Consider the following 17,435-nt stretch of genomic DNA (forward strand, 5'->3'; position numbering starts at 1 on the left):
GCCCGCGGCGGTCAGTCGTCCGCCTCCGCGGGGTCGCCGTCCGACGACGCGTCGACCGCGTCGTCGACGAGCGGCCCCTCGGGACCGTGCGGCGTCCGCGTGCCGTCGACCGCGGCGCGCTCGTCGGCCGCCGCGTGCGTCGGGAGCGTGACCCGGACGACGTTGCCGTCGTCGTACTCGAACTCGATGCGCCCGTTGAGCGCGGTGACGCACCAGTGGACGATCCACAGGCCGATCCCGCTGCCGTGTTCGAGCGCCGTCTCGTCGCCGGCGCGGAGCGCGTCGATCTCCGCGTCGTCGATCGGGGGGTTGTCGTCGGCGACCTCGACGACGGTGGCCGACCGGTCGTCCGGGCCGTCCGTGACCCGGACGACGACCGTGGGGGCGGGGCCGTCCGCGGCGTCCTCGGCGTGGACGATCGCGTTCTCGATCAGGTTCGAGACCACCATCGAGAGCACCGTCGCGTCGGTCCGGACCCGGGTCCGGTCGGTCTCGATCTCGGCGGCGACGTCGGCGTGCGGGTACGACTCGCAGAGTTCCCGCCACACGTCGTTGATGAGGTCGGTCACCTCGACGACCGACAGGTCGAGGTCGCGCCCCCTGGATCCGGCCGAACCGCTTCGCCTTCCGCGCGGTCGCGAGCAGCCGGTCGCTGGACGCGACGATCGCCCCCGCCTGCGTCCGGACGGCGGGGTCGCCCGCGCTCGCCCGGATCGCCTGGGCGTTCCCCCCGGGCGACGGTGAGTTCGTTCCGGAGGTTGTGTCGGAGGATGCGGTTGAGCACGGACAGCTGCTGTTTGCGGCGCCGCTCGACCGTCACCTCGTAGAGGACGAGCAGCCCGCCGACGTCGTCGCCGCGCTGGTCGGACAGCGGCGTGTGCGAGACGGCGAAGATCCCGCCGTCGGGGCCGCCGACCGTGAGCTCCCCCCGCGCCCGGACGTCGTCGAGGTCCGCGCCCGCGAGGTCGGCGAACGGGACCGGGACCGCGTCCCTCCCGTCGACGTCGAACAGGGTCTCGGCCCGGCGGTTCATGTTCACGACGGCCGCCTCCGTGTCGAGGACCAACAGCGGCTCCGCCAGGTCGTCGAGGGCGCTGCGCTTTGCGGCCCGCTGCGTCGTCGGGGCCGTCTCGAAGAGGCGCGTCCCGACGAACGCGTACGCGTCGAGGGCGACGTGGAACAGCAGCAGCGGCGCCCCGAAGTTCACCGCGGGCCACGGGCCGGCGCCGACGAGCCACACGACGACGCCGGTGGCCGGGAACAGCGTGCTGAGCGCGATCGCGGTCGACTCGCGACGGTACAGCGGCCCGTACGTCTGGATCGCTCCCACCAACAGGAGCACGCCGACGGCGGCGGTCCCGAGGCCGACCAGCAGGGCCGCGTACCCGGGGAGCTGGATCGCGTACCGGACCGTCGTGATCCCGAACTCCGGCGACCGCCTGAAGAACAGCCACAGGACGTCGTGGAGCGGGTGCGTGAGCGCGAGCAGCGACGCCGACGCCGGGACCGCGAACAGGAGCCGGAACCCACGGGACCGGAGCAGCGCCGACCGGCCCGTGTACGCGAGCGCGAACCCGAGGAACAGCGGCCCGAGCCACACCATCCCGACCCACGCGACGGCTTCCGCGTACGCTCGCACCGTGAGATCGGTCGCGAGCAGGCCGACGGCGTACGCGAGCGCCCACAGCGCCTGCGCCGAGAGCGTCGCCATCAGCCAGCCGGCGCCGGCCGACCCGCGGTGCCGGTCGAGATACCACGCCAGCGCCGCGGAGCCGACGCCGGCGGCGCCGGTGCTCACAACGATCGTACTCCCGATCACTCCGGTCAAAGCTATTGCAGTCTACGGCTTCGTAGGGAAGAACATTGGCTTCCGAGGCGGTACACGTCGGGAGCGCGACGTTTCGCCGGTCCCGGACGGGGGCCGCGAGCGGCGCCGACGCCGCCGCCACACTGACGTGTCGACGCTCGGTACCGAACGGCGATGGACGGATCCGAACGGCGCCGACTGCTCGACCGGCTGCGGGGCGGGAGCACGGTCGGCGCACGGATGCCCGAGCGGGTCGAAGTCGACGGCGAGACGGTGGAGCTGAAGCGACTCGTGTTCGAACTCCGGAGCCTCGACGCGATCCCGGACGGCGAGCGCGAGCGGGTCGCGGACCTGCTCGGGCACCTGCGGCGCGAACGGATCCGGCGGCGACGCCGCATCGCCGAGGGGGACATCTCCGTCGCGGAGGGGGAAGCGCAGCGGACGCGGTGATCGGCCTCGACCGGGCGATCAACGCCTTGGAGCGTCTCGACGAGGCGAGCTACGGCGAGGAGGCGCGCCGCAGCCGGATCGAGGGGCACGAGGAGTGGCTGGGACTGGTGAACCGGCTTCGGTGAGGGTCGACCCGACCGAGAGGACCGACCGACTCGGGTCGGGGAGTCCTCCTGCTCGTCCAATCCACCGCCGGGTGACGGCTGACGTGCCCCGCTACTCGGTGGTGACGTTCGTGTAGCAGTCCGGGCTCCCGCCGCAGAGGTGCACCGCCGACCCGTCGGGGCCGAACCGATACAGCTTCGCGCCGGATCTGTACGTCACCTTCTCTCGTGGCGTCGTGTCGAACTCCGAGCGCGCCACCGTGTCCTCGTCTTCCGGTCGAACCGTGATCACGTACGTCTCGCCACCGTGTTCGGCCTCCGTCAGGGTCGTTGCGACCCATCGGTCGCCCGAGGCGACCGACCTCGTCTCGTTCAGCACCGTCTGGCCGGTCGGTGTCGCGACCGTCAGCGTGTACGGTTGGGTGTCGTACCCGTTCTCGACGACGATCCGGTAGCTCCAGGCTGCGTCGGACTCGGGAGTCGCCGTGTCGGAGGACGCGACGGGGACGCCGCTGCACCCGGCGAGGAGGACGAGGAGAACACCCAAGACGAGTAGGGACCGATGGTTCACAGGCCTGTGCGTGTCCCGTGTTCCACATAAGCCCGGTGGAGAGCACCCGGTTCGAGAGCACCGGCAAACGCGGCGGGTCGCGCGCCGCACCGAGGGGGGGCGGCACCCGACCACGCGAAACGACTTTCACGCGATCCGGAGTCCCTCCGATATGGCATACAGCTACGAGCCGCACTACTTCGAGGACTTCGAGGTCGGTCAGGAGTTCGTCACCGTCGGGCGCACCGTCACCGAGTCGGACTTCGTGATGCACTCGGCGCTGACGGGCGACTGGACGGAGCTAGCTGCACACCAACGCCGAGTACGCCGAGGACAACGCCTTCGGCGAGCGCATCGCCCACGGCCCGATGACGTTCGTGCAGGCGACGGGGTTCGTCTACCGGACGGGCATCGTCGAGCGAACCGCGCTGGCGTTCCTCGGGATGAACTACATGGACCTCCCGAACCCGGTGTTCATCGGCGACACCATCTCGATGGAGATGGAAGTGACCGAGACGAAGGACCTCTCCAGCCGCGACGACGCCGGCCTCGTCGTCCTCGACTGCGAGGTGACGAAGCAGGACGACACGGTCGTCCTCCAGGGCGACATGAAGTTCCTCATCAAGACGCGCGCCGAGGCCGACGACCCGCACGCCTGAGCCGTCAGCCGTCGCCCAGCAGCCCCTGCACCAACTCCGGGGCGCGACGCCCGACTCGCGCGGCCGTCCACGCCCCCTTCCGACCCGCGCCCGACAGGTAGTGCTGTGCGCTCCGCGGGATTGGCTGGCGCCGCCCGTGGACCGACCCGTTGCCGTCCGCCAGCGCCGCGACCACGTCGTCGCCGTCGACGGCACCCCGTCGCGCGCCGGGCACGGCGACCTCGGTGAACGCCCGGCCGATGTAGCGCGCGTGGTGGGCGTCGCTGGCGGCGACGCCCGGGAGGCCGCGCGCCGCGGCGAACCGCCGGGCGCGCCGGTTCCGGTAGCCCGTGAACAGCCACGCGTTGTACACCTCGATCCCGTCGCAGTCGCCGATGTGGCGCCGGCGAACCCCGTGGCGCGTCCGCTGGAAGGGGTGGGGGACGACCGCCGCGCCGCCCGCGTCGCGGACCGTCGCGACCGTCTCGTCGAACGGCCGGCCGGGCGGCGGGCGCTCCTCGACGCCGATCGCCAGCAGGTGGCCCGCCGCCGTCGACACCTCGACGCCCGGGATCCCCACGAGCCCGTAGTCGGGGGCGAGGGCGGCCGCCCGCAGCGACGCCTCGATCTCGTCGTGGTCGGTGACGACGATGCCGTCCAGCCCGATCTCGCTGGCCTGCTCCAACAGGAGTTCGACCGGGTCGTGCCCGTCGTACGACGCCGCCGAGTGGACGTGCGGGTCGATCCGGAGGGCGGCCGGCTCGCTCATCGTCGGTGCCTTACCGCTCCAGCGTCCCAAGCGTTGCGGCGGCGGACGCCGGCGCGACGGCGCGCGTTCCGACGCGTCCGGACCCGTCGGAATCCCTATTCCTCGGTGACACGTAGGTGTGAGGATGTCACACGTACCCGAGACGGTCAAACAGTACGTCTGTGCAGACTGCCACGCGGTCTACGCGGGGACGCCGATCCACCACGACGGCGGCAGCCACACCTTCGAGCCGCCGACCGCGTGTTCGGTGTGCGAGTCCGGCGAGTTCGTCGAGCTGAGCGCGTGGATCCACCACCACGAGTGAGTCGCCCGCCGTCGCCGTTCAGGCGGCGCGAGCGTAGCGGACGCCAAAGACGAACGCCACGACCGGGACTCCGAACGTCGCGAGGAGGCTCACGGGGAGGGTGTACGCGACCATCGTCTGACCGATGGTGCCCACGGTCGGCAGCCACGTCGTGCCGGTCGCCGCGTAGCCGGTCAGCGTGACCTCGAGGAGGTACTCGAGGAGGAGGAGGCCCGCGACGACGGCGACGAGCGCGAGCGGGTAGCGGAGACGACGAGCGGGAGTGCCGACGGACATACCTGTTCGACTTCTCTACGACGAGTCATAACGGTTCGGGAGGGTATCCGGACGGTTCGCGAGGCCGCCGCCTACCCGAACCGCTCGAACGGCTCCGAACAGTCGTTGCAGAAGTGCATCGAGCGGCACAGTCCCGGCCCCTTCGGGTGCTCGCGCTCGGTGTCCGTCGACCCGCAGTAGGGGCACTCGGCGGGGTCGTCGTCGCTCCCGGCGACGCCGGCGGCGACGCTCGGGTCGGGGGCGCTGCGGCGCATCAGACGCTCAACCCGAACTCGCGCAGGGCCTCCCGGCCCGCGTCGGTCACCATCGCCACGGTCCACCCCGGCGTGTAGCGCAGCCGCACGTCCGCGCGGTCGACGCCCGGCGCCGTCTCGGCGGCGCAGCGCACGTCGTTCAGGATCATGTCCCGCGCCGGACAGCCCGTGTACGTGAGCGTCATCTCCACTTCGCACAGGCCCGACGCCTCGTCGACGGCCACGTCGTAGATGAGCCCCAGATCGACGACGCTGACGGGCATCTCGGGGTCCTCGACCTCGTACAGCGCCGCCCACACGTCGGCCTCGGCGCCCGTCGCGCCCGCGCCGGTCTTCGGGTACTCGGCGGGCGCCTCGCCGTCCTCGTAGGCGGTGTACGCGCACGCCTCCGACTCCGCGGGCGGGCCGTCCGACGTGTCCGTCGGCATGCTGGTGGGCATCTACGCCTCCTCCCCCCGGAGCCGGGCGGGCCGGTCGAAGTCGACCTCGCGGTGGGTCGCGGTGAACGCCGCCTGCAGGTCGCCCCAGTCGTCGGTGTGGGTGCGGTCGCGGCCGCGGGCCGCGGGGCGTTCCACGTCGTCCGGTTCGGGGACGACGAGGCCGTACCCCTCGAGCGTCGGGACGACCGTGTCGAGCCACTCCGCGCGCATGTCGGCCAGCGACGCCCGCCGGAACCCGTTCGCGCGGATGTCGTCCTCGTGGGCGCCGGGGGCGAACAGCGACAGCGCGTGGGGGAACAGGTCGTCGACGGCGGCCTGCAGGCGCGCCCGCGCGTCGTCGTCGCTCGCGAGGCGTTCGAGCCAGCTCACGGCGTGGTCGCGGTGGTAGTCCTCCTCGGCGAGCGCCTTGCCGACGCGGTCCGCGAGGGGGGCGTAGCTCGTGTCGACCAGCGCCTCCAGGCGGAGCCGTTCGGCGGTGTCGTACAGGTACGTGCGGACGACGGCGTCGCCCCAGCCGTCGTCGGCGAACGCCAACTCGACGAGCGTCGCGTGCGTCCAGTCGTCCGGGTCGCGCCGCCAGATGCACTCCTCCTCGGTGTAGCCGAGCTCCTGCAGGAGGTCGTACCACAGGCGGGCGTGGCCGAACTCGTCCTGTGCGATGTTGGCGAGCGCGAGGTCCGACTCCAGCGTGGGCGCGTAGATCTGCCACTCGGTGAGGCGCTCGGCGTGCACGAACTCGTCGTCCGCCAGCCGGAAGAGGAGCTCTCCTCCAGCGCGACCTGCTGGTCGGGGGCGAGGTCGCCGCGGTCGAGGGGAGGCCGCGGCGGGCGCGTCGGTGACCCCGTCGGCGTCGCCGTTCATCGCTGCCCCTCCGACTCCAGTTGCTCGCGGCGCTTGCGCGCGGCCTCGCGCTGTTCGGCCTCGCTGTCCTCGACCTCCTGGGCAAACGAGGAGTCGATGTCGTTGTACGTCATCGCCCAGCGGTACGCCTTGTCCGTGCGGCCGCCGAAGGCGGCGTCCTCGGTGTCGACCTCACCGACCTCCTCCTGCGGGACGACCCACAGCGAGTTGGTCTGCATCCGACGGGCGTGCTGGATCTGCGCGAACAGCTTCGCCATGTCGCGGTCGGGCGCGTGGACGTTGCCGACGTGTCGGTGGTAGTCGCCCGGCTTCTCCTGTCTGAACACTTCCCAGATCATGGTCAGTCGGCCGCCTGCGGGGTTCCCGCGGCGCTCCCCTCCCAGTTGTCGAGGCTGTCGCGGACCCACGCGACGGCCTCCTGCCGGCGGGCGCGCGAGCCGATCTGTTCGTGACTCCCGTCGGAGTCGTTCTTCGCGATGGTCCAGAACTCGTCCCAGTCGAGGTCCGACTCCCGGACGGCCATCGTCCCGTCGTCGCGCTCGAAGATGCGCGGGGACTCGGGGATCTCGAGGCCGTACTTCTCGGCTTTCGGGACGTACATGTTGAGGAACGAGTTGCGGAGTTCGTCGTTGGTGACGGTCTTGAGCCCCACGTCCATCGCGAAGTCGTTGTGCGTGGACTGGTCGTTCGTCGGCCCGAAGAACTGGAGGATCCGTGGCCACCACTCCTCGAACGTCTCCTGCGTGCGCTCCTGGGTCGCCTTCGACCCGCGCATCAGCTCGCGGAGGATCGACTCGCCGTGCTTCACGTGGAACCCCTCCTCGAAGCACACCTTGTCCATCGCGTGGGCGTACGGCGTCCAGCTCGTGGACTTGAGCGTCGCCTGTCGGCGCATCGCGCCGCCGTCGACGAAGAAGTCGATCATCGGCGCCTCGTACCACGAGTCGACCGGGTAGTGGAAGCAGTTGAGGAACTTCCCCTCACCGTTCTGCAGTTCGTCGAGCATCTCGTCGCGCGTCTTCACGCCGAGGGTCTCGGCCGCGCGGTACAGCAGCTGCGCGTGCCCGATCTCGTCTTGCACCTTCGCGGTGTTCGCCAGCTTCCGGTCGAGCGAGGGCGCGTGGCGGGTGAACTCCTTGTCGAGGTACCCGCCCATGACCTCCGAGTTCGCGTGGAACTGGATCATCCGCGTCGCGGCCTTGCGGTACTCCTCGGGCATGTCGTCGTTCGGCCCGAATTGGCGCGGCCCGGCGCGCTCCTTCACCGTCTCGATATCCATAACGGTCGATCCTTCGCGTTGTGCGCCTTACCGGTTCACCCGTTCATACGCGGGTTTTATACGTAGATCGCGCTACCACCCCGCATGATCGCGGAGTGTCTCGTCGTCGAGGTGCGCGTCAGCGGCGACGACTGCCCGCTCGCCGAGGCGACGGCGGCGACGCGGACGCCCGTGCGGGCGGAGCCGCCGCAACTGCGCGCGGACGGCAACGTCCTCCTCCGGTTCGGCGCGCCCCGCGACGACGACCTCGCGGCCCACCTCGACGCGGACGACCGGATCCGGTACCTCCACCGCTCGCGCGCGGGCGAGCGCGACACCTACCGCTGTCTCTCGAAACACCCCTGCGTCGTCCACGAACTCGTCTCGGTCGGCCTGCTCGTCGAGGACGTCCGCTACCGCGACGGCGACGCGACGGTGACGGGCGCCGTCGTCGGCCACGACGTGCTCCGGGGCGTGATGGAGACCGCGGGGGACACCGTCGGGGTGCAGTTGACGCGGACGTACCCGCTGCGCGAGGAGGCCGAGCCCGTGACCGAGCAGTACGGGCTGACGCCGCCCCAGACGGCGGCGTTGCGCGCGGCGGTCGCGGCGGGCTACTTCGCGGTGCCGCGGGAGGCGAGTTCCGCGGAGGTCGCCGAGTCGCTGGGGCTGTCGAAGAGCGCGTTCTTGGAGCGCCTGCGGCGCGCGGAGGCGACGCTGTACGGGGAGCTGTTCGGGGAGTGATCGCTCACCGCGACCGATGCCATTACGGCGGTGACACGCCTCGTCGGCACCGACACGGCGTGCCCGACCCCGCTCCCGACGCGACGACCGCGACCGCCGGCCAGCCGCGGGTGGGTCGCCGATGACCCTCCGCATCGACTGGCGCGTCAGCGCGAGCCTGCTGGGCACGTTCCTCAAGTGGCTGTGGGTGCCGATGCTGCTGCCGCTCGGCGTCGCCGTCCTCGACGGGACGGCGCTGGCGCCGTTCCTCGTGCCGATGCTCGGGACCACGGTCGTCGGGCTCGGCTTGGAGCGGCTAACCGACGACCGCGAACTCCGGGCGCGCGAGGCGTTCCTGCTCGTGTCGCTCACGTGGCTGTCGTTCGCGCTCGTGGGTGCGGTGCCGTTCGTCCTCGCGGGCAACGGGACGCTCGCGACGCCGGTGAACGCGCTGTTCGAGGCGATGAGCGGCGTCACGACGACCGGCGCGACCGTCGTCGTCGACTTCGCTGCCCACTCCCGGGCGGTGTTCATGTGGCGCGCGCTCATCCAGTGGCTCGGCGGGCTCGGGATCCTCGTGCTCGCCATCGCGCTGCTGTCGCAGCTGTCGGTCGGGGGCGCCCAGCTGATGGAGACGGAGACCCAGACGCAAGACGTCCGGAAGCTCACGCCCCGGATCCGCGAGACTGCGGCGCTGTTGTGGCAGGTGTACATCGGCCTGACCGCGCTGATGGTCGCGGTGCTGTACGGCCTCCACGTCGTCGGCCTCGCGCCCGAGATGACGCTGTACGACGCCGTCGCCCACGCGTTCACCGCCGTCTCGACGAGCGGGTTCTCCCCGCGCGGCAACAGCCTCGCGGCGTTCTCGCCGGCGGTCCAGTGGGCGACCATCCCGTTCATGGTCGCCGGCGCGACGAACTTCGTGCTCATCTACTTCGTCACCACGGGCGACTTCGACCGCCTCCGCCGCAGCGACGAGTTCCGCTTCTACGTCGGCATCCTCGCGCTGTTCGCCGTCGCGGTCGGGGCCGTCCTCGCGGTCGACGCGCAGTTCGCCACCGGCGAGGCGACCGCCCGCCACGCGGCGTTCCAGGTCGTCTCCATCGTGACGACGACCGGGTACGCCAGCACCGACTTCAACCTCTGGTCGTCGGCCGCCAAGCACCTGCTGTTCGTCTGTATGTTCATCGGCGGGATGGCGGGGTCGACCACCTGTTCGGTGAAGACGCTCCGCTGGCTGGTCGTGCTCAAGTCGTTCCGCCGCGACCTGTTCGTCGCCTCCAACCCCGACGTGGTCCGGCCGGTCCGACTCAGCGGGCGGGTCGTGAGCGAGGACTCGATCCGCGACATCTACGCGTACACGCTCGTCAGCCTCGTGTTCTTCATCGCCGCCACGGTGATCGTCGTCGTCGACGCCGCCCGGTCCGGCGTCGCGGTCACGGAGTTCGAGGCGATGAGCGCCGCCGCCTCCACGTTCTTCAACGTCGGGCCGGCGTTCGGCATCGCCGGGCCGTTCGCCAGCTACGAGCCGTTCCCCGCCTCGACGAAGCTCCTGATGACGTTCCTGATGTGGATCGGCCGCATCGAGATCGTGCCGGTGCTCGTCCTGCTCACGCCGGGCTACTGGCGCTCGTGACGCCGGGGACACCGGGCCCCGGGGCCGGCGTCGGCGGTACTGCTTTGATCCCCGTTCGCGTCGTGTGACACGATGACGTGGAACGAGGTCGAGACGGCGAGCCGCGAGGAGCTCCGGGCGCTGAAGGGCGAACGACTCCGCGAGACGGTCCGTCGGGCGTACGAACGCGTGCCGTTCTACCGGGAGCGACTGGACGAGGCGGGGGTCCACCCGGACGACGTCGACGGGATCGAGGACGTCCGGCGGCTCCCGACGACGACGAAGGAGGACTTCCGTGCGGAGTACCCCGACGGCCTGTTCGCGGTCCCCGACCGGGAGGTCCGCCGGATCCACGCCTCCTCGGGGACGACGGGGAAGCCGAAGGTGGTCGGCTACACGGACGGCGACCTCGCGACGTGGCGGGAGGTGGTGGCCCGGTCGCTGACGGCCGCGGGCGTCGCCCCCGGCGACACCGTGCAGAACGCGTACGGCTACGGCCTGTTCACGGGCGGCCTCGGCGTCCACGGCGGCGTCGAGGAGCTCGGCGCGACCGTGATCCCCGTCGGCGGCGGGCAGACCGACCGCCAGATCGACCTCCTCGTCGACCTCGAATCCGACGCCCTCACCTGCACGCCGTCGTACGCGCTGTACCTCGCCGAGCGCGCCGCCGAGCGCGGCGTCGACGTGCGCGAACTGCCGCTGTCGACGGTGATCGTCGGCGCCGAGCCGTGCACCGACCCGATGCGCGCGGAGATCGAGGACCGACTCGGCGTCACCGCCGTCGACATCTACGGCCTCTCGGAGATCATCGGCCCCGGCGTCTCCAACGAGTGTGTCGCCGCGCAGGACGGCCTGCACATCTGGGAGGACCACTTCCACCCGGAAGTGGTCGACCCCGGGACGGGCGAGCCGTTGCCCGAGGGCGAGGAGGGCGAACTCGTCCTCACGACGCTGACGAAGGAGGCCGTCCCCGTGCTCCGCTACCGGACGGGCGACCTGACGACGCTCACGACCGAGCGGTGCGAGTGCGGCCGGACGATGGTCCGCATGGACAACGTCACCGGACGGGCGGACGACCTGATCATCGTCCGGGGCGTCAATCTGTACCCCAGCCAGATCGAGGACGTGGTGCTGGAGTTCGACGCCGTCGCCCCCTTCTACCGGATCGACCTCCGCCGCGAGGGCGCGCTCGACACGTTCGAACTCACCGTCGAGCGCCGTGGGGACGCGACGGTCGACCCGTCGACGCTCGCGTCGCGCATCGCCGACCGGATCCGGAACGTCGTGGGGATCACCCCCGACGAGGTCCGCGTCGTCGACCCGGGCGGGGTCGAACGCACGGAGACGGGGAAGGTGCAGCGGGTGTTCGACCACCGCTGAGGCCGACTGCCGGACGGGGCGTCCGGTAGCGTAATGTGGGCCCCGGTCGTCGGGCAGCCATGCTCGACGCCGATCGCCTCCTCGACTCGAAACTCGCACACGTGGTCGCGGTCGTCCTCGGTGTCGTCGGCGTCGTCGGCCTCGTGGTCGGCGCGCCGACGGTCTGGTTCTGGATCCTCTACGGCATCGCGTGGCTCGCGTTCCTGGACCTGTTCGACGGGGACGACGCGGGGCGCTTCTGGGAGGGCGTGTTCACCGGATCGACCGACGAGTCGGAGTCGGTCGGCGACCGCGCCGGGAGCGACCGGGCGACACGACACGCCGAGGACGACGGCGAGGACCCGCTCGCCGTGCTCAAACGCCGCTACGCCGAGGGAGCCATCGACGACGACGAGTTCGAGGAGCGGCTGGACCGCCTGCTGGAGACGCCCGACACGCTCGCGGAACTCGAGCGCGCTCGGGGCTGAACGATCCGGCGCGTTCGGTGACACCAACCGGTCGACGACCGTCCCCGTCGGATCGCCAGACGAGAGCCAGTCGGCGAATTTCGCCGTTTCTACGATCGCCAGAAAGCGGCGCGTTCGGGCTTCTGGCGCCCGAATCGGGCCAGTTATACCCGTCCACCGGGAAACGACGGTGTGACGCGCACCGACGTCGACCCCGTCGACCGGCCGACTTCCGTCTCGAGCCACGCCTACCGGATCACGCTCGACAACGGGCGAGAGACGTTCGACGCCCTCGAGATCTGCGACGACCACTGTCCGGAGGCGTACCTCATGTCCGACACGGTCCACTCCCTCGAGGAGATGCGATAGCCGGTCGGCGTCGCCACCCCCTCCGTTCTCACCCGTCGACGACTGCCGCCAACCGGTCGTTCAGCCACGCGAACTCGTCGGCCGTGACCTCGTGCCCGACACCGTCGTACACGCGCTCGGTCACGTCCGCACCCAGTTCGCGCAACGCCGCCGCCGTCGCGTGCACCCGTTCCGGCGGCACGCGGTCGTCGTCCGCGCCGCCCGCGACCAGCGTCGGCGTTCCGGTGAGATCGCCCGTGCGGGTCTCGGCGCCGACGCTCGGCCCCAAGAGGCCGCCGCTGAGCACCGCGATAGGGTGGGCCCCGCCGCGATCGGCGGCGTGCTCGGCGGCGACCGACGCCCCCTGCGAGAACCCGACGAGGAACACCGCCTCCGGTGGGAGCGAGAGCGTCTCGCGCGTCTCAGCGAGGACGCGGTCGACGACCGCCACCGCCGAGGCGAGGTGTGGCTCGTTGCGCTCGCGCGGCTCGTCGCCCGCGTACGGGTACCACCGACCACGCTCGGCGGCGGGGGCGACGAACGCGACGCCGTGGCGTGCGAGCGGGTCGAGGAGGTTGAGCACCCCCTGTGCCGTGGCGCCGCGACCGTGGAGCGCGACGACCGCCGCCCGTGCGCCGCCGCGCGGCGCGCCCGCGGTCACGACCGGCCGGCCGGCGTGCGGCCCGGGGAGGTCGTCCGGGAGCGTGCCGTCGCCGAACATCAGCCGTCGTCGTCCCCGCGGCCCGCGGCCGCGGCCGGGAGCGCCAGCGACGGCAACTGTCCCTCGATCATCTCGCGGTCCTCCTCGGCCCACGGCGGGAGGACGAGCGACTCGCCGGCGGTCGCCGGGTCCTCGTCGATCGTGAACCCCGGCCCCTCCGTCGACAGCTCGATCAGGATCCCGCCGGGCTCGCGCACGTAGAGCGCGTGGTAGTAGTGCCGGTCGCGGATCCGGGAGACGTCAACGTCGCGCTCGCGGAACAGGTCGTGCCACTCGCGCAGTTGGTCGCGGTCGGGGACGCGCACGGCGACGTGGTGGACGCTCCCGACGCCCTCCCGGGCGTACGGCGCCTCGCGGTCGAGGAGGTCGACGACCGTCGCGCGGTCGCCGCCGGCCCGGTAGCGGACGCGGTCGCCGTCCTCGCCCGCGTACTCGAAGCCGAGCGTGTCGAGGACGCTCGCCGTCGCGAACGGGTTCGTCGGGAGCGCGGTCACGCCGTGGATGCCACGGACCGCGTGGCGATCGGGGACCGGCCCCCCCGCCCACGGCGCGACGGACTGGTCGGCGGCGACGAGTTCGAGGCGCGTCCCCGCCGGGTCCTCGAACCGGAGGGCCGACTCGTCGAAGCGCGAGACCCGTTCCGCGTCGACGCCCCGGTCCGCGAGCCGGTCGCGCCAGTAGTCGAGCGACCCCTCGGGGACGGCGAACGACGTCGCCGTGAGTTGGGGTTTGCCGCGCCTGCCGGGCGGTTCGTTCGGGTAGGGGAAGCAGGTGTAGACCGTGCCGAGGTCGCCCGCGCCGTTGCCGTAGTACAGGTGGTACCGGAGGACGTCCTCGTGGTTGACCGTCCGTTTGACGAGGCGGAGCCCGAGCGTCCCGACGAGGAAGTCGAGGTTCGCCTGCGCGTCCCCGACCATCGCGGTGACGTGGTGGATCCCCGGCGTATCTGTGAGCATTCGGACGCCGTGGGTTCGTCGCGCGCCGTGTTAGGCCTCTCGGCACCGGCGAGCGCGTGTCGTCGTTTCGCCGTCGTTGTGGAACGAGGCACGAAAGTAAACGGACATGTCGATTAGCGGGTGTTATCTGTCATTTCTGTGTCCATCCAGTTCCGACTCCCGGTCTTCCGTTCGTTTGTTGCGAAAGAGTAAACCCGCGGTCCGCCGACCGGATGAATATGGTCCTCGACGACCCGGACGAGGGGGCGATCGACTCCCCCCGACGAGACGACGGGCGGCCGCCCATCGACGCGACCCGTCGGCTCCTCGACGGGGACGCCCCGCGGTGACCCGGTGGCTTCGCCGCGACGGTGCGACCGCCAGGGGGGGGTGTGCGCCCGTGAGCGGCGACCCGGCCGAGGACGTCGACGTGACGCACGACCCGGACACCGGCGAGTACGTCGCCGCGTTCGATCCGTTGCGGGTCGACGCCAGCATCGCCGTCATCGAGGCGACCGCCGAGATCCGGAGCGCGGCGCCCGACCGACACGCGCCGCTGTTCGAGGTGATCGACCCCGACGCCCTCGACCGGATCTGTTCGGGAGACGACGACACGCTCGTCGAGTTCACCTACCTCGATCACCGGATCCGTGTCCGCAGCGGGGGCCACATCACGGTGACGCCCGTCGAGTCCGCCTGATCGGGCGACCTACTCCGAGGAGCGACGGACCGACTCGCCGTCGCTCGCCGCCGTCACTCGTCGCCGGCACCCGTCGGGCCGTCGTCCGCGCTCCGTTCTTCGAACGCCGTCGTCTCCGCGTCCGCGTCGGCGACGAACCGCATCGTCGCCAGGTTCCCGGCCAGTCCGAGGACCGCGCCGGCGGGCAGGCCGACGACCAGTCCGACGACCGGGACCGAGACGACGACCGCGGTGACCAGCGGGGAGACGACCGCGACCGCGGCGACGAACCCGACCGCGTACCGGAGGTAGGCGCCGCCCGCGAGCGCCAAGTCGACGGACGCCCGCGCCGCCGCCAGCGCGCCCGTGTCGCGGAGGACGATCAGGTACGGCGTCGCGAACAGCAGGTACGCCGCGCCGAGGGCGACGACGAGCAGGGGAGGAGGACGACCGGCGCGCTCGCGGGGGCGGCGGCGACGAGGAGCGCCGCCGGCGCGAACACCGCGACCGGCGCGACCGTCACGACGAGGAACGCCCGGAAGTGCCGACGGACGTGCTCGACGAAGCGGTAGCGCCGCCCGGCGAGCGCGTCGGCGACCGACCCGAAGTAGCCCGCCGAGAGCACCGCCGTCACGAGGAGGCCGCCGGCGGCCGCGGCGACGGTCGCGGGGTCCGTCAGCCCCGTGGTCGGGACGCCCGCGTTCACCGACACGCCGGTGGCGGGGGTGGAGACGAACCCCCAGACCGTGAGCACCGACGCGGGGAGGGTGAACCGGACGCCGGTCCGGAACCCGGAGAACGCCAACACGGCCCGGATCTTCTGCACGTCGGTGAGGGCCAGCGCCAGGGGAACGAGCGCGAGCGGGAGGTTCGCGAGCGCCGCGCCGACGCCGTCTGCGAGGCGGGTGGCGATGGAGGGCACGCCGTGACGTGGTCCGGCCGCCGACATGGCGGTTTCGGAACACGTCGGTGCCGGGGGTCAGGCCGCCACGACGAGCACCCGCGTGTTGCCGCGACGGTCGGCGTACTGCCCGCCGGCGGGCGGCTTGATCGTCACCGACAGCGTCCCCTGTTCGCGGTTCGGCCCGAGGCTCGGCGCCACCGTCACCGACGTGGTGCCGTCGGGACCGGTCCGACCGGTCGCGACGCCGTCGAGGCTCGCGCTCTCGCCGGAGACGACGACCGTGGCGCCGGCGACGGGGTCGCCGTCGGGGCCCACGACCGTCAGCGCGAGCTCCTGTTCGCCCGGCGTCGTCACCTCGGGCTCGGGGCGCACGTCGAGTTCGGTCACGGCGAGCCCCTGCACGCCGGAGACCATGTTGAGCATGACGCTGAGGCTGGCGACGCCGACGACGAGCGCGACGACGAGCCGAACCGGCAACCCCTCGATGGCGCGCTCGTCGCGGCGCAGCGCCGCCAGCCACGCGCGCTCTGCGGCGAGCCGCGAGTCGACCCGATCCCGTGCCGCCGCGAGGACGGCCCGCGGCCGTGGACAGTGGTGGTCCGTGGACACACCCCGGCTGGTCCCGGCCTCGGGCTTCAACCTTCGTCCGAGGCCTTTCGTACGGAGCCGGGGGCACCCGCCCCGTGCACGTCATCGGGAGACAGAGCGGAACCGGCTGCGACGATGGGACCGCGGCGGGCGAGGACGCCGAGCGGTGTGCGCCGGTGGGGCGGTACCGGGCGCACGACGGCAGCGTCGGGGCCCGCGTCGCCCTCGACACCGACCGGCCCCACGCGGGACTGGTCGTCGGCAAGCGCGGGAGCGGGAAGACCCACACCCTCGCGGTCGTGGCCGAAGGGGTCGCCGCCGCCCGCGGGGTCGCCCCGGTCGTCGTCGACCCGATGGGCGTGCTCGGCGGGCTCGCCGAGTGCGGGGGACCGTCCACCGACGGCCGCGGATCCGGCCGGACGCGCTCCCGGCGGCGGCGTGGCCCGGGCTGTTCGGGCTCGACCGGACCGGCGCGGTCGGGTCGCTCGTGTGGCGGGCCGTCGCCGACCGCGACCGGCCGACGGTCGCGGCCGCCCGGGAGTACGTCGCGGACGCCGACGCCGCTCGGGCGGCGCGGCGGGGCGCCGACGCCCAACTCGCGCTCGCCGAGCGGTGGGACGTGTTCGACCCGGACGGGCTGACGGCGGCCGACCTCGCCGACGGCGACGCGACGGTGCTCGACTGTTCGGCGCTCCCGCCCGCGGCCGCGACAGCGGTGTGTGCGGCCGTCGCGCGGGCGCTGTACGACGCGCGCGTCCGGGGGACGATCCGCCGGCTGCCGTGGCTGTTCGTCGACGAGGCGCACGCCTTCTTCGGCGGCGTCGCCGGCGACGCGCTCGCGACGCTGCTCACGCGCGGCCGCGCCCCGGGCGTGTCGCTGGTGTGTGCCACCCAGCGTCCCGCGGCGCTCCCCGACGTCGCCGTCTCGCAGGCCGACCTGCTCGTCGCCCACCGGCTGCACGGGCGTGCCGACCTCGACGCGCTCCGGGGACCAGACCCCGTGCGCTCGGCGACGACCTCGCCTCGCGACTCCCCGACGCCGTGGGCGAGGCGCTCGTCGTCGACGACGCGACGGGGGCGGCGACGACCGTCGGCGTCCGCGAACGGCGGACGCCCGACCGCGGGGAGAGCGCCCGCGCGTCGGACGCGGCGCGGGAGTCGCTCGCGGCCGGGCCGGACTGAGGGCGCGGTCGACGTGGGTTTAACTCTCGGCGTCGCCAACGGCGGCCATGGACGTGACTCGCCAGTGAGCGCCGACGGTCGGTCGGTCGGCGAACGGCTCGTCGCCGGCGCCGTGGAGAAGCCGGTGCTCGGGCTGTTCGTCGTGTTGCTGCTGGTGATGGCGACCGGGTTCCTCGTGGGACTGGTGCTCGTCGTCACCTGAC

General features: G+C 72.3%; 22 protein-coding genes and 4 pseudogenes. 11 read left to right on the forward strand and 15 right to left on the reverse strand.

Going from position 1 to position 17,435, the window contains the following annotated elements; genetic code table 11:
- Window positions 1-11 precede the first annotated feature (11 nt).
- The gene (locus P0R35_RS09020) at window positions 12-569 is read right to left on the reverse strand and encodes an ATP-binding protein (RefSeq protein WP_284012171.1); all 558 of its coding nucleotides are present in this window, start codon (window positions 567-569) and stop codon (window positions 12-14) included.
- Window positions 566-1,798, reverse strand: a complete 1,233-nt coding sequence (locus tag P0R35_RS09025) for a histidine kinase N-terminal 7TM domain-containing protein (protein ID WP_284012172.1) — start codon at window positions 1,796-1,798, stop codon at window positions 566-568. The genes P0R35_RS09020 and P0R35_RS09025 overlap by 4 nt, the downstream gene beginning before the upstream one ends.
- A gap of 183 nt (window positions 1,799-1,981) precedes the next feature.
- Here P0R35_RS09025 and P0R35_RS09030 point away from each other — a divergent pair.
- Window positions 1,982-2,382, forward strand: a pseudogene (locus tag P0R35_RS09030) (DUF5788 family protein).
- Window positions 2,383-2,473: 91 nt separating this feature from the next.
- On the opposite strand, the gene P0R35_RS09035 reads toward P0R35_RS09030, so the two are convergent.
- Window positions 2,474-2,932 carry a hypothetical protein gene (locus tag P0R35_RS09035; protein ID WP_284012173.1) on the reverse strand — a complete coding sequence of 153 codons (459 nt, stop codon included), beginning with the start codon at window positions 2,930-2,932 and terminating at the stop codon, window positions 2,474-2,476.
- 151 nt (window positions 2,933-3,083) lie between these two features.
- On the opposite strand from P0R35_RS09035, the pseudogene P0R35_RS09040 reads away from it, so the two are divergent.
- Window positions 3,084-3,570 (forward strand): annotated as a pseudogene (locus P0R35_RS09040) (MaoC family dehydratase).
- A gap of 4 nt (window positions 3,571-3,574) precedes the next feature.
- On the opposite strand, the gene P0R35_RS09045 reads toward P0R35_RS09040, so the two are convergent.
- Window positions 3,575-4,318 carry a PHP-associated domain-containing protein gene (locus P0R35_RS09045; protein WP_284012174.1) on the reverse strand — a complete coding sequence of 248 codons (744 nt, stop codon included), beginning with the start codon at window positions 4,316-4,318 and terminating at the stop codon, window positions 3,575-3,577.
- Between the two features lie 124 nt (window positions 4,319-4,442).
- Here P0R35_RS09045 and P0R35_RS09050 point away from each other — a divergent pair, with 124 nt between their 5' ends.
- A complete protein-coding gene (locus P0R35_RS09050; RefSeq protein WP_284012175.1) occupies window positions 4,443-4,622 on the forward strand; it encodes a hypothetical protein in 180 nt (59 codons plus the stop codon).
- Between the two features lie 18 nt (window positions 4,623-4,640).
- Here P0R35_RS09050 and P0R35_RS09055 read toward each other — a convergent pair whose 3' ends face one another.
- The 6 genes and pseudogenes from P0R35_RS09055 to P0R35_RS09080 form a co-directional block, all read right to left on the reverse strand.
- Window positions 4,641-4,898, reverse strand: a complete 258-nt coding sequence (locus P0R35_RS09055) for a hypothetical protein (RefSeq protein ID WP_284012176.1) — start codon at window positions 4,896-4,898, stop codon at window positions 4,641-4,643.
- A 71-nt stretch (window positions 4,899-4,969) separates the two neighbouring features.
- A complete protein-coding gene (paaE, locus tag P0R35_RS09060; protein WP_284012177.1) occupies window positions 4,970-5,152 on the reverse strand; it encodes a 1,2-phenylacetyl-CoA epoxidase subunit PaaE in 183 nt (60 codons plus the stop codon).
- Entirely contained in the window at window positions 5,152-5,592 is a 441-nt protein-coding gene (gene paaD / locus P0R35_RS09065) for a 1,2-phenylacetyl-CoA epoxidase subunit PaaD (RefSeq protein ID WP_284012178.1), read from the reverse strand. The genes paaE and paaD overlap by 1 nt, the downstream gene beginning before the upstream one ends.
- Window positions 5,593-6,365 (reverse strand): annotated as a pseudogene (gene paaC, locus P0R35_RS09070) (1,2-phenylacetyl-CoA epoxidase subunit PaaC).
- 84 nt (window positions 6,366-6,449) lie between these two features.
- Complete coding sequence (gene paaB / locus P0R35_RS09075; protein ID WP_284012180.1) at window positions 6,450-6,791, reverse strand: 1,2-phenylacetyl-CoA epoxidase subunit PaaB; 342 nt, start codon at window positions 6,789-6,791, stop codon at window positions 6,450-6,452.
- 2 nt (window positions 6,792-6,793) lie between these two features.
- Window positions 6,794-7,732: a Phenylacetic acid catabolic protein gene (locus P0R35_RS09080; RefSeq protein WP_284012181.1), complete on the reverse strand. Its 939-nt coding sequence runs from the start codon at window positions 7,730-7,732 to the stop codon at window positions 6,794-6,796.
- 84 nt (window positions 7,733-7,816) lie between these two features.
- Here P0R35_RS09080 and P0R35_RS09085 point away from each other — a divergent pair, with 84 nt between their 5' ends.
- The 5 genes from P0R35_RS09085 (at window position 7,817) to P0R35_RS09105 (ending at window position 12,244) form a co-directional block, all read left to right on the forward strand.
- The gene (locus P0R35_RS09085; protein WP_284012182.1) at window positions 7,817-8,455 is read left to right on the forward strand and encodes a helix-turn-helix domain-containing protein; all 639 of its coding nucleotides are present in this window, start codon (window positions 7,817-7,819) and stop codon (window positions 8,453-8,455) included.
- A 121-nt stretch (window positions 8,456-8,576) separates the two neighbouring features.
- Window positions 8,577-10,070: a TrkH family potassium uptake protein gene (locus P0R35_RS09090; RefSeq protein WP_284012183.1), complete on the forward strand. Its 1,494-nt coding sequence runs from the start codon at window positions 8,577-8,579 to the stop codon at window positions 10,068-10,070.
- Window positions 10,071-10,142: 72 nt separating this feature from the next.
- Complete coding sequence (gene paaK / locus P0R35_RS09095; RefSeq protein ID WP_284012184.1) at window positions 10,143-11,429, forward strand: phenylacetate--CoA ligase PaaK; 1,287 nt, start codon at window positions 10,143-10,145, stop codon at window positions 11,427-11,429.
- 59 nt (window positions 11,430-11,488) lie between these two features.
- Complete coding sequence (locus tag P0R35_RS09100; protein WP_284012185.1) at window positions 11,489-11,896, forward strand: SHOCT domain-containing protein; 408 nt, start codon at window positions 11,489-11,491, stop codon at window positions 11,894-11,896.
- 171 nt (window positions 11,897-12,067) lie between these two features.
- Window positions 12,068-12,244, forward strand: a complete 177-nt coding sequence (locus P0R35_RS09105; RefSeq protein ID WP_284012186.1) for a hypothetical protein — start codon at window positions 12,068-12,070, stop codon at window positions 12,242-12,244.
- A 28-nt stretch (window positions 12,245-12,272) separates the two neighbouring features.
- Here P0R35_RS09105 and P0R35_RS09110 read toward each other — a convergent pair whose 3' ends face one another.
- Both P0R35_RS09110 and P0R35_RS09115 read right to left on the reverse strand, forming a co-directional pair.
- On the reverse strand, window positions 12,273-12,944 hold the full coding sequence (locus P0R35_RS09110; protein ID WP_284012187.1) for an alpha/beta hydrolase: 672 nt from the start codon (window positions 12,942-12,944) through the stop codon (window positions 12,273-12,275).
- Entirely contained in the window at window positions 12,944-13,900 is a 957-nt protein-coding gene (locus P0R35_RS09115; protein ID WP_284012188.1) for a VOC family protein, read from the reverse strand. The genes P0R35_RS09110 and P0R35_RS09115 overlap by 1 nt, the downstream gene beginning before the upstream one ends.
- A gap of 379 nt (window positions 13,901-14,279) precedes the next feature.
- Here P0R35_RS09115 and P0R35_RS09120 point away from each other — a divergent pair, with 379 nt between their 5' ends.
- On the forward strand, window positions 14,280-14,579 hold the full coding sequence (locus P0R35_RS09120) for a HalOD1 output domain-containing protein (RefSeq protein ID WP_284012189.1): 300 nt from the start codon (window positions 14,280-14,282) through the stop codon (window positions 14,577-14,579).
- A gap of 53 nt (window positions 14,580-14,632) precedes the next feature.
- Here P0R35_RS09120 and P0R35_RS09125 read toward each other — a convergent pair whose 3' ends face one another.
- Genes P0R35_RS09125 through P0R35_RS09135 form a run of 3 tightly spaced genes read right to left on the reverse strand, consistent with a single transcriptional unit; the run spans window position 14,633 to window position 15,978 of the window.
- Window positions 14,633-14,890, reverse strand: coding sequence for a hypothetical protein (locus P0R35_RS09125; RefSeq protein ID WP_284012190.1), 258 nt, complete (start codon window positions 14,888-14,890; stop codon window positions 14,633-14,635).
- 50 nt (window positions 14,891-14,940) lie between these two features.
- Window positions 14,941-15,480, reverse strand: a complete 540-nt coding sequence (locus P0R35_RS09130; RefSeq protein WP_284012191.1) for a hypothetical protein — start codon at window positions 15,478-15,480, stop codon at window positions 14,941-14,943.
- Window positions 15,481-15,537: 57 nt separating this feature from the next.
- A complete protein-coding gene (locus P0R35_RS09135; RefSeq protein ID WP_284014592.1) occupies window positions 15,538-15,978 on the reverse strand; it encodes a DUF7382 domain-containing protein in 441 nt (146 codons plus the stop codon).
- Between the two features lie 167 nt (window positions 15,979-16,145).
- Here P0R35_RS09135 and P0R35_RS09140 point away from each other — a divergent pair.
- A pseudogene (locus P0R35_RS09140) lies at window positions 16,146-17,232 on the forward strand (ATP-binding protein).
- Window positions 17,233-17,296: 64 nt separating this feature from the next.
- On the forward strand, window positions 17,297-17,434 hold the full coding sequence (locus P0R35_RS09145; protein ID WP_284012192.1) for a hypothetical protein: 138 nt from the start codon (window positions 17,297-17,299) through the stop codon (window positions 17,432-17,434).
- The last annotated feature ends 1 nt before the right edge of the window (window position 17,435 follow it).

It is taken from the genome of Halobaculum litoreum (assembly GCF_030127125.1).
GTDB lineage: Archaea > Halobacteriota > Halobacteria > Halobacteriales > Haloferacaceae > Halobaculum > Halobaculum litoreum.

Coding starts and splice junctions, on each gene's coding strand:
- paaE (WP_284012177.1), bottom strand. CDS start 5,152: ATGCGCCGCAGCGCCCCCGACCCGAGCGTCGCCGCCGGCGTCGCCGGG.
- P0R35_RS09085 (WP_284012182.1), top strand. CDS start 7,817: ATGATCGCGGAGTGTCTCGTCGTCGAGGTGCGCGTCAGCGGCGACGAC.
- P0R35_RS09050 (WP_284012175.1), top strand. CDS start 4,443: ATGTCACACGTACCCGAGACGGTCAAACAGTACGTCTGTGCAGACTGC.
- P0R35_RS09045 (WP_284012174.1), bottom strand. CDS start 4,318: ATGAGCGAGCCGGCCGCCCTCCGGATCGACCCGCACGTCCACTCGGCG.
- P0R35_RS09110 (WP_284012187.1), bottom strand. CDS start 12,944: ATGTTCGGCGACGGCACGCTCCCGGACGACCTCCCCGGGCCGCACGCC.
- paaB (WP_284012180.1), bottom strand. CDS start 6,791: ATGATCTGGGAAGTGTTCAGACAGGAGAAGCCGGGCGACTACCACCGA.
- P0R35_RS09080 (WP_284012181.1), bottom strand. CDS start 7,732: ATGGATATCGAGACGGTGAAGGAGCGCGCCGGGCCGCGCCAATTCGGG.
- paaK (WP_284012184.1), top strand. CDS start 10,143: ATGACGTGGAACGAGGTCGAGACGGCGAGCCGCGAGGAGCTCCGGGCG.
- P0R35_RS09090 (WP_284012183.1), top strand. CDS start 8,577: ATGACCCTCCGCATCGACTGGCGCGTCAGCGCGAGCCTGCTGGGCACG.
- P0R35_RS09100 (WP_284012185.1), top strand. CDS start 11,489: ATGCTCGACGCCGATCGCCTCCTCGACTCGAAACTCGCACACGTGGTC.
- paaD (WP_284012178.1), bottom strand. CDS start 5,592: ATGCCCACCAGCATGCCGACGGACACGTCGGACGGCCCGCCCGCGGAG.
- P0R35_RS09055 (WP_284012176.1), bottom strand. CDS start 4,898: ATGTCCGTCGGCACTCCCGCTCGTCGTCTCCGCTACCCGCTCGCGCTC.
- P0R35_RS09115 (WP_284012188.1), bottom strand. CDS start 13,900: ATGCTCACAGATACGCCGGGGATCCACCACGTCACCGCGATGGTCGGG.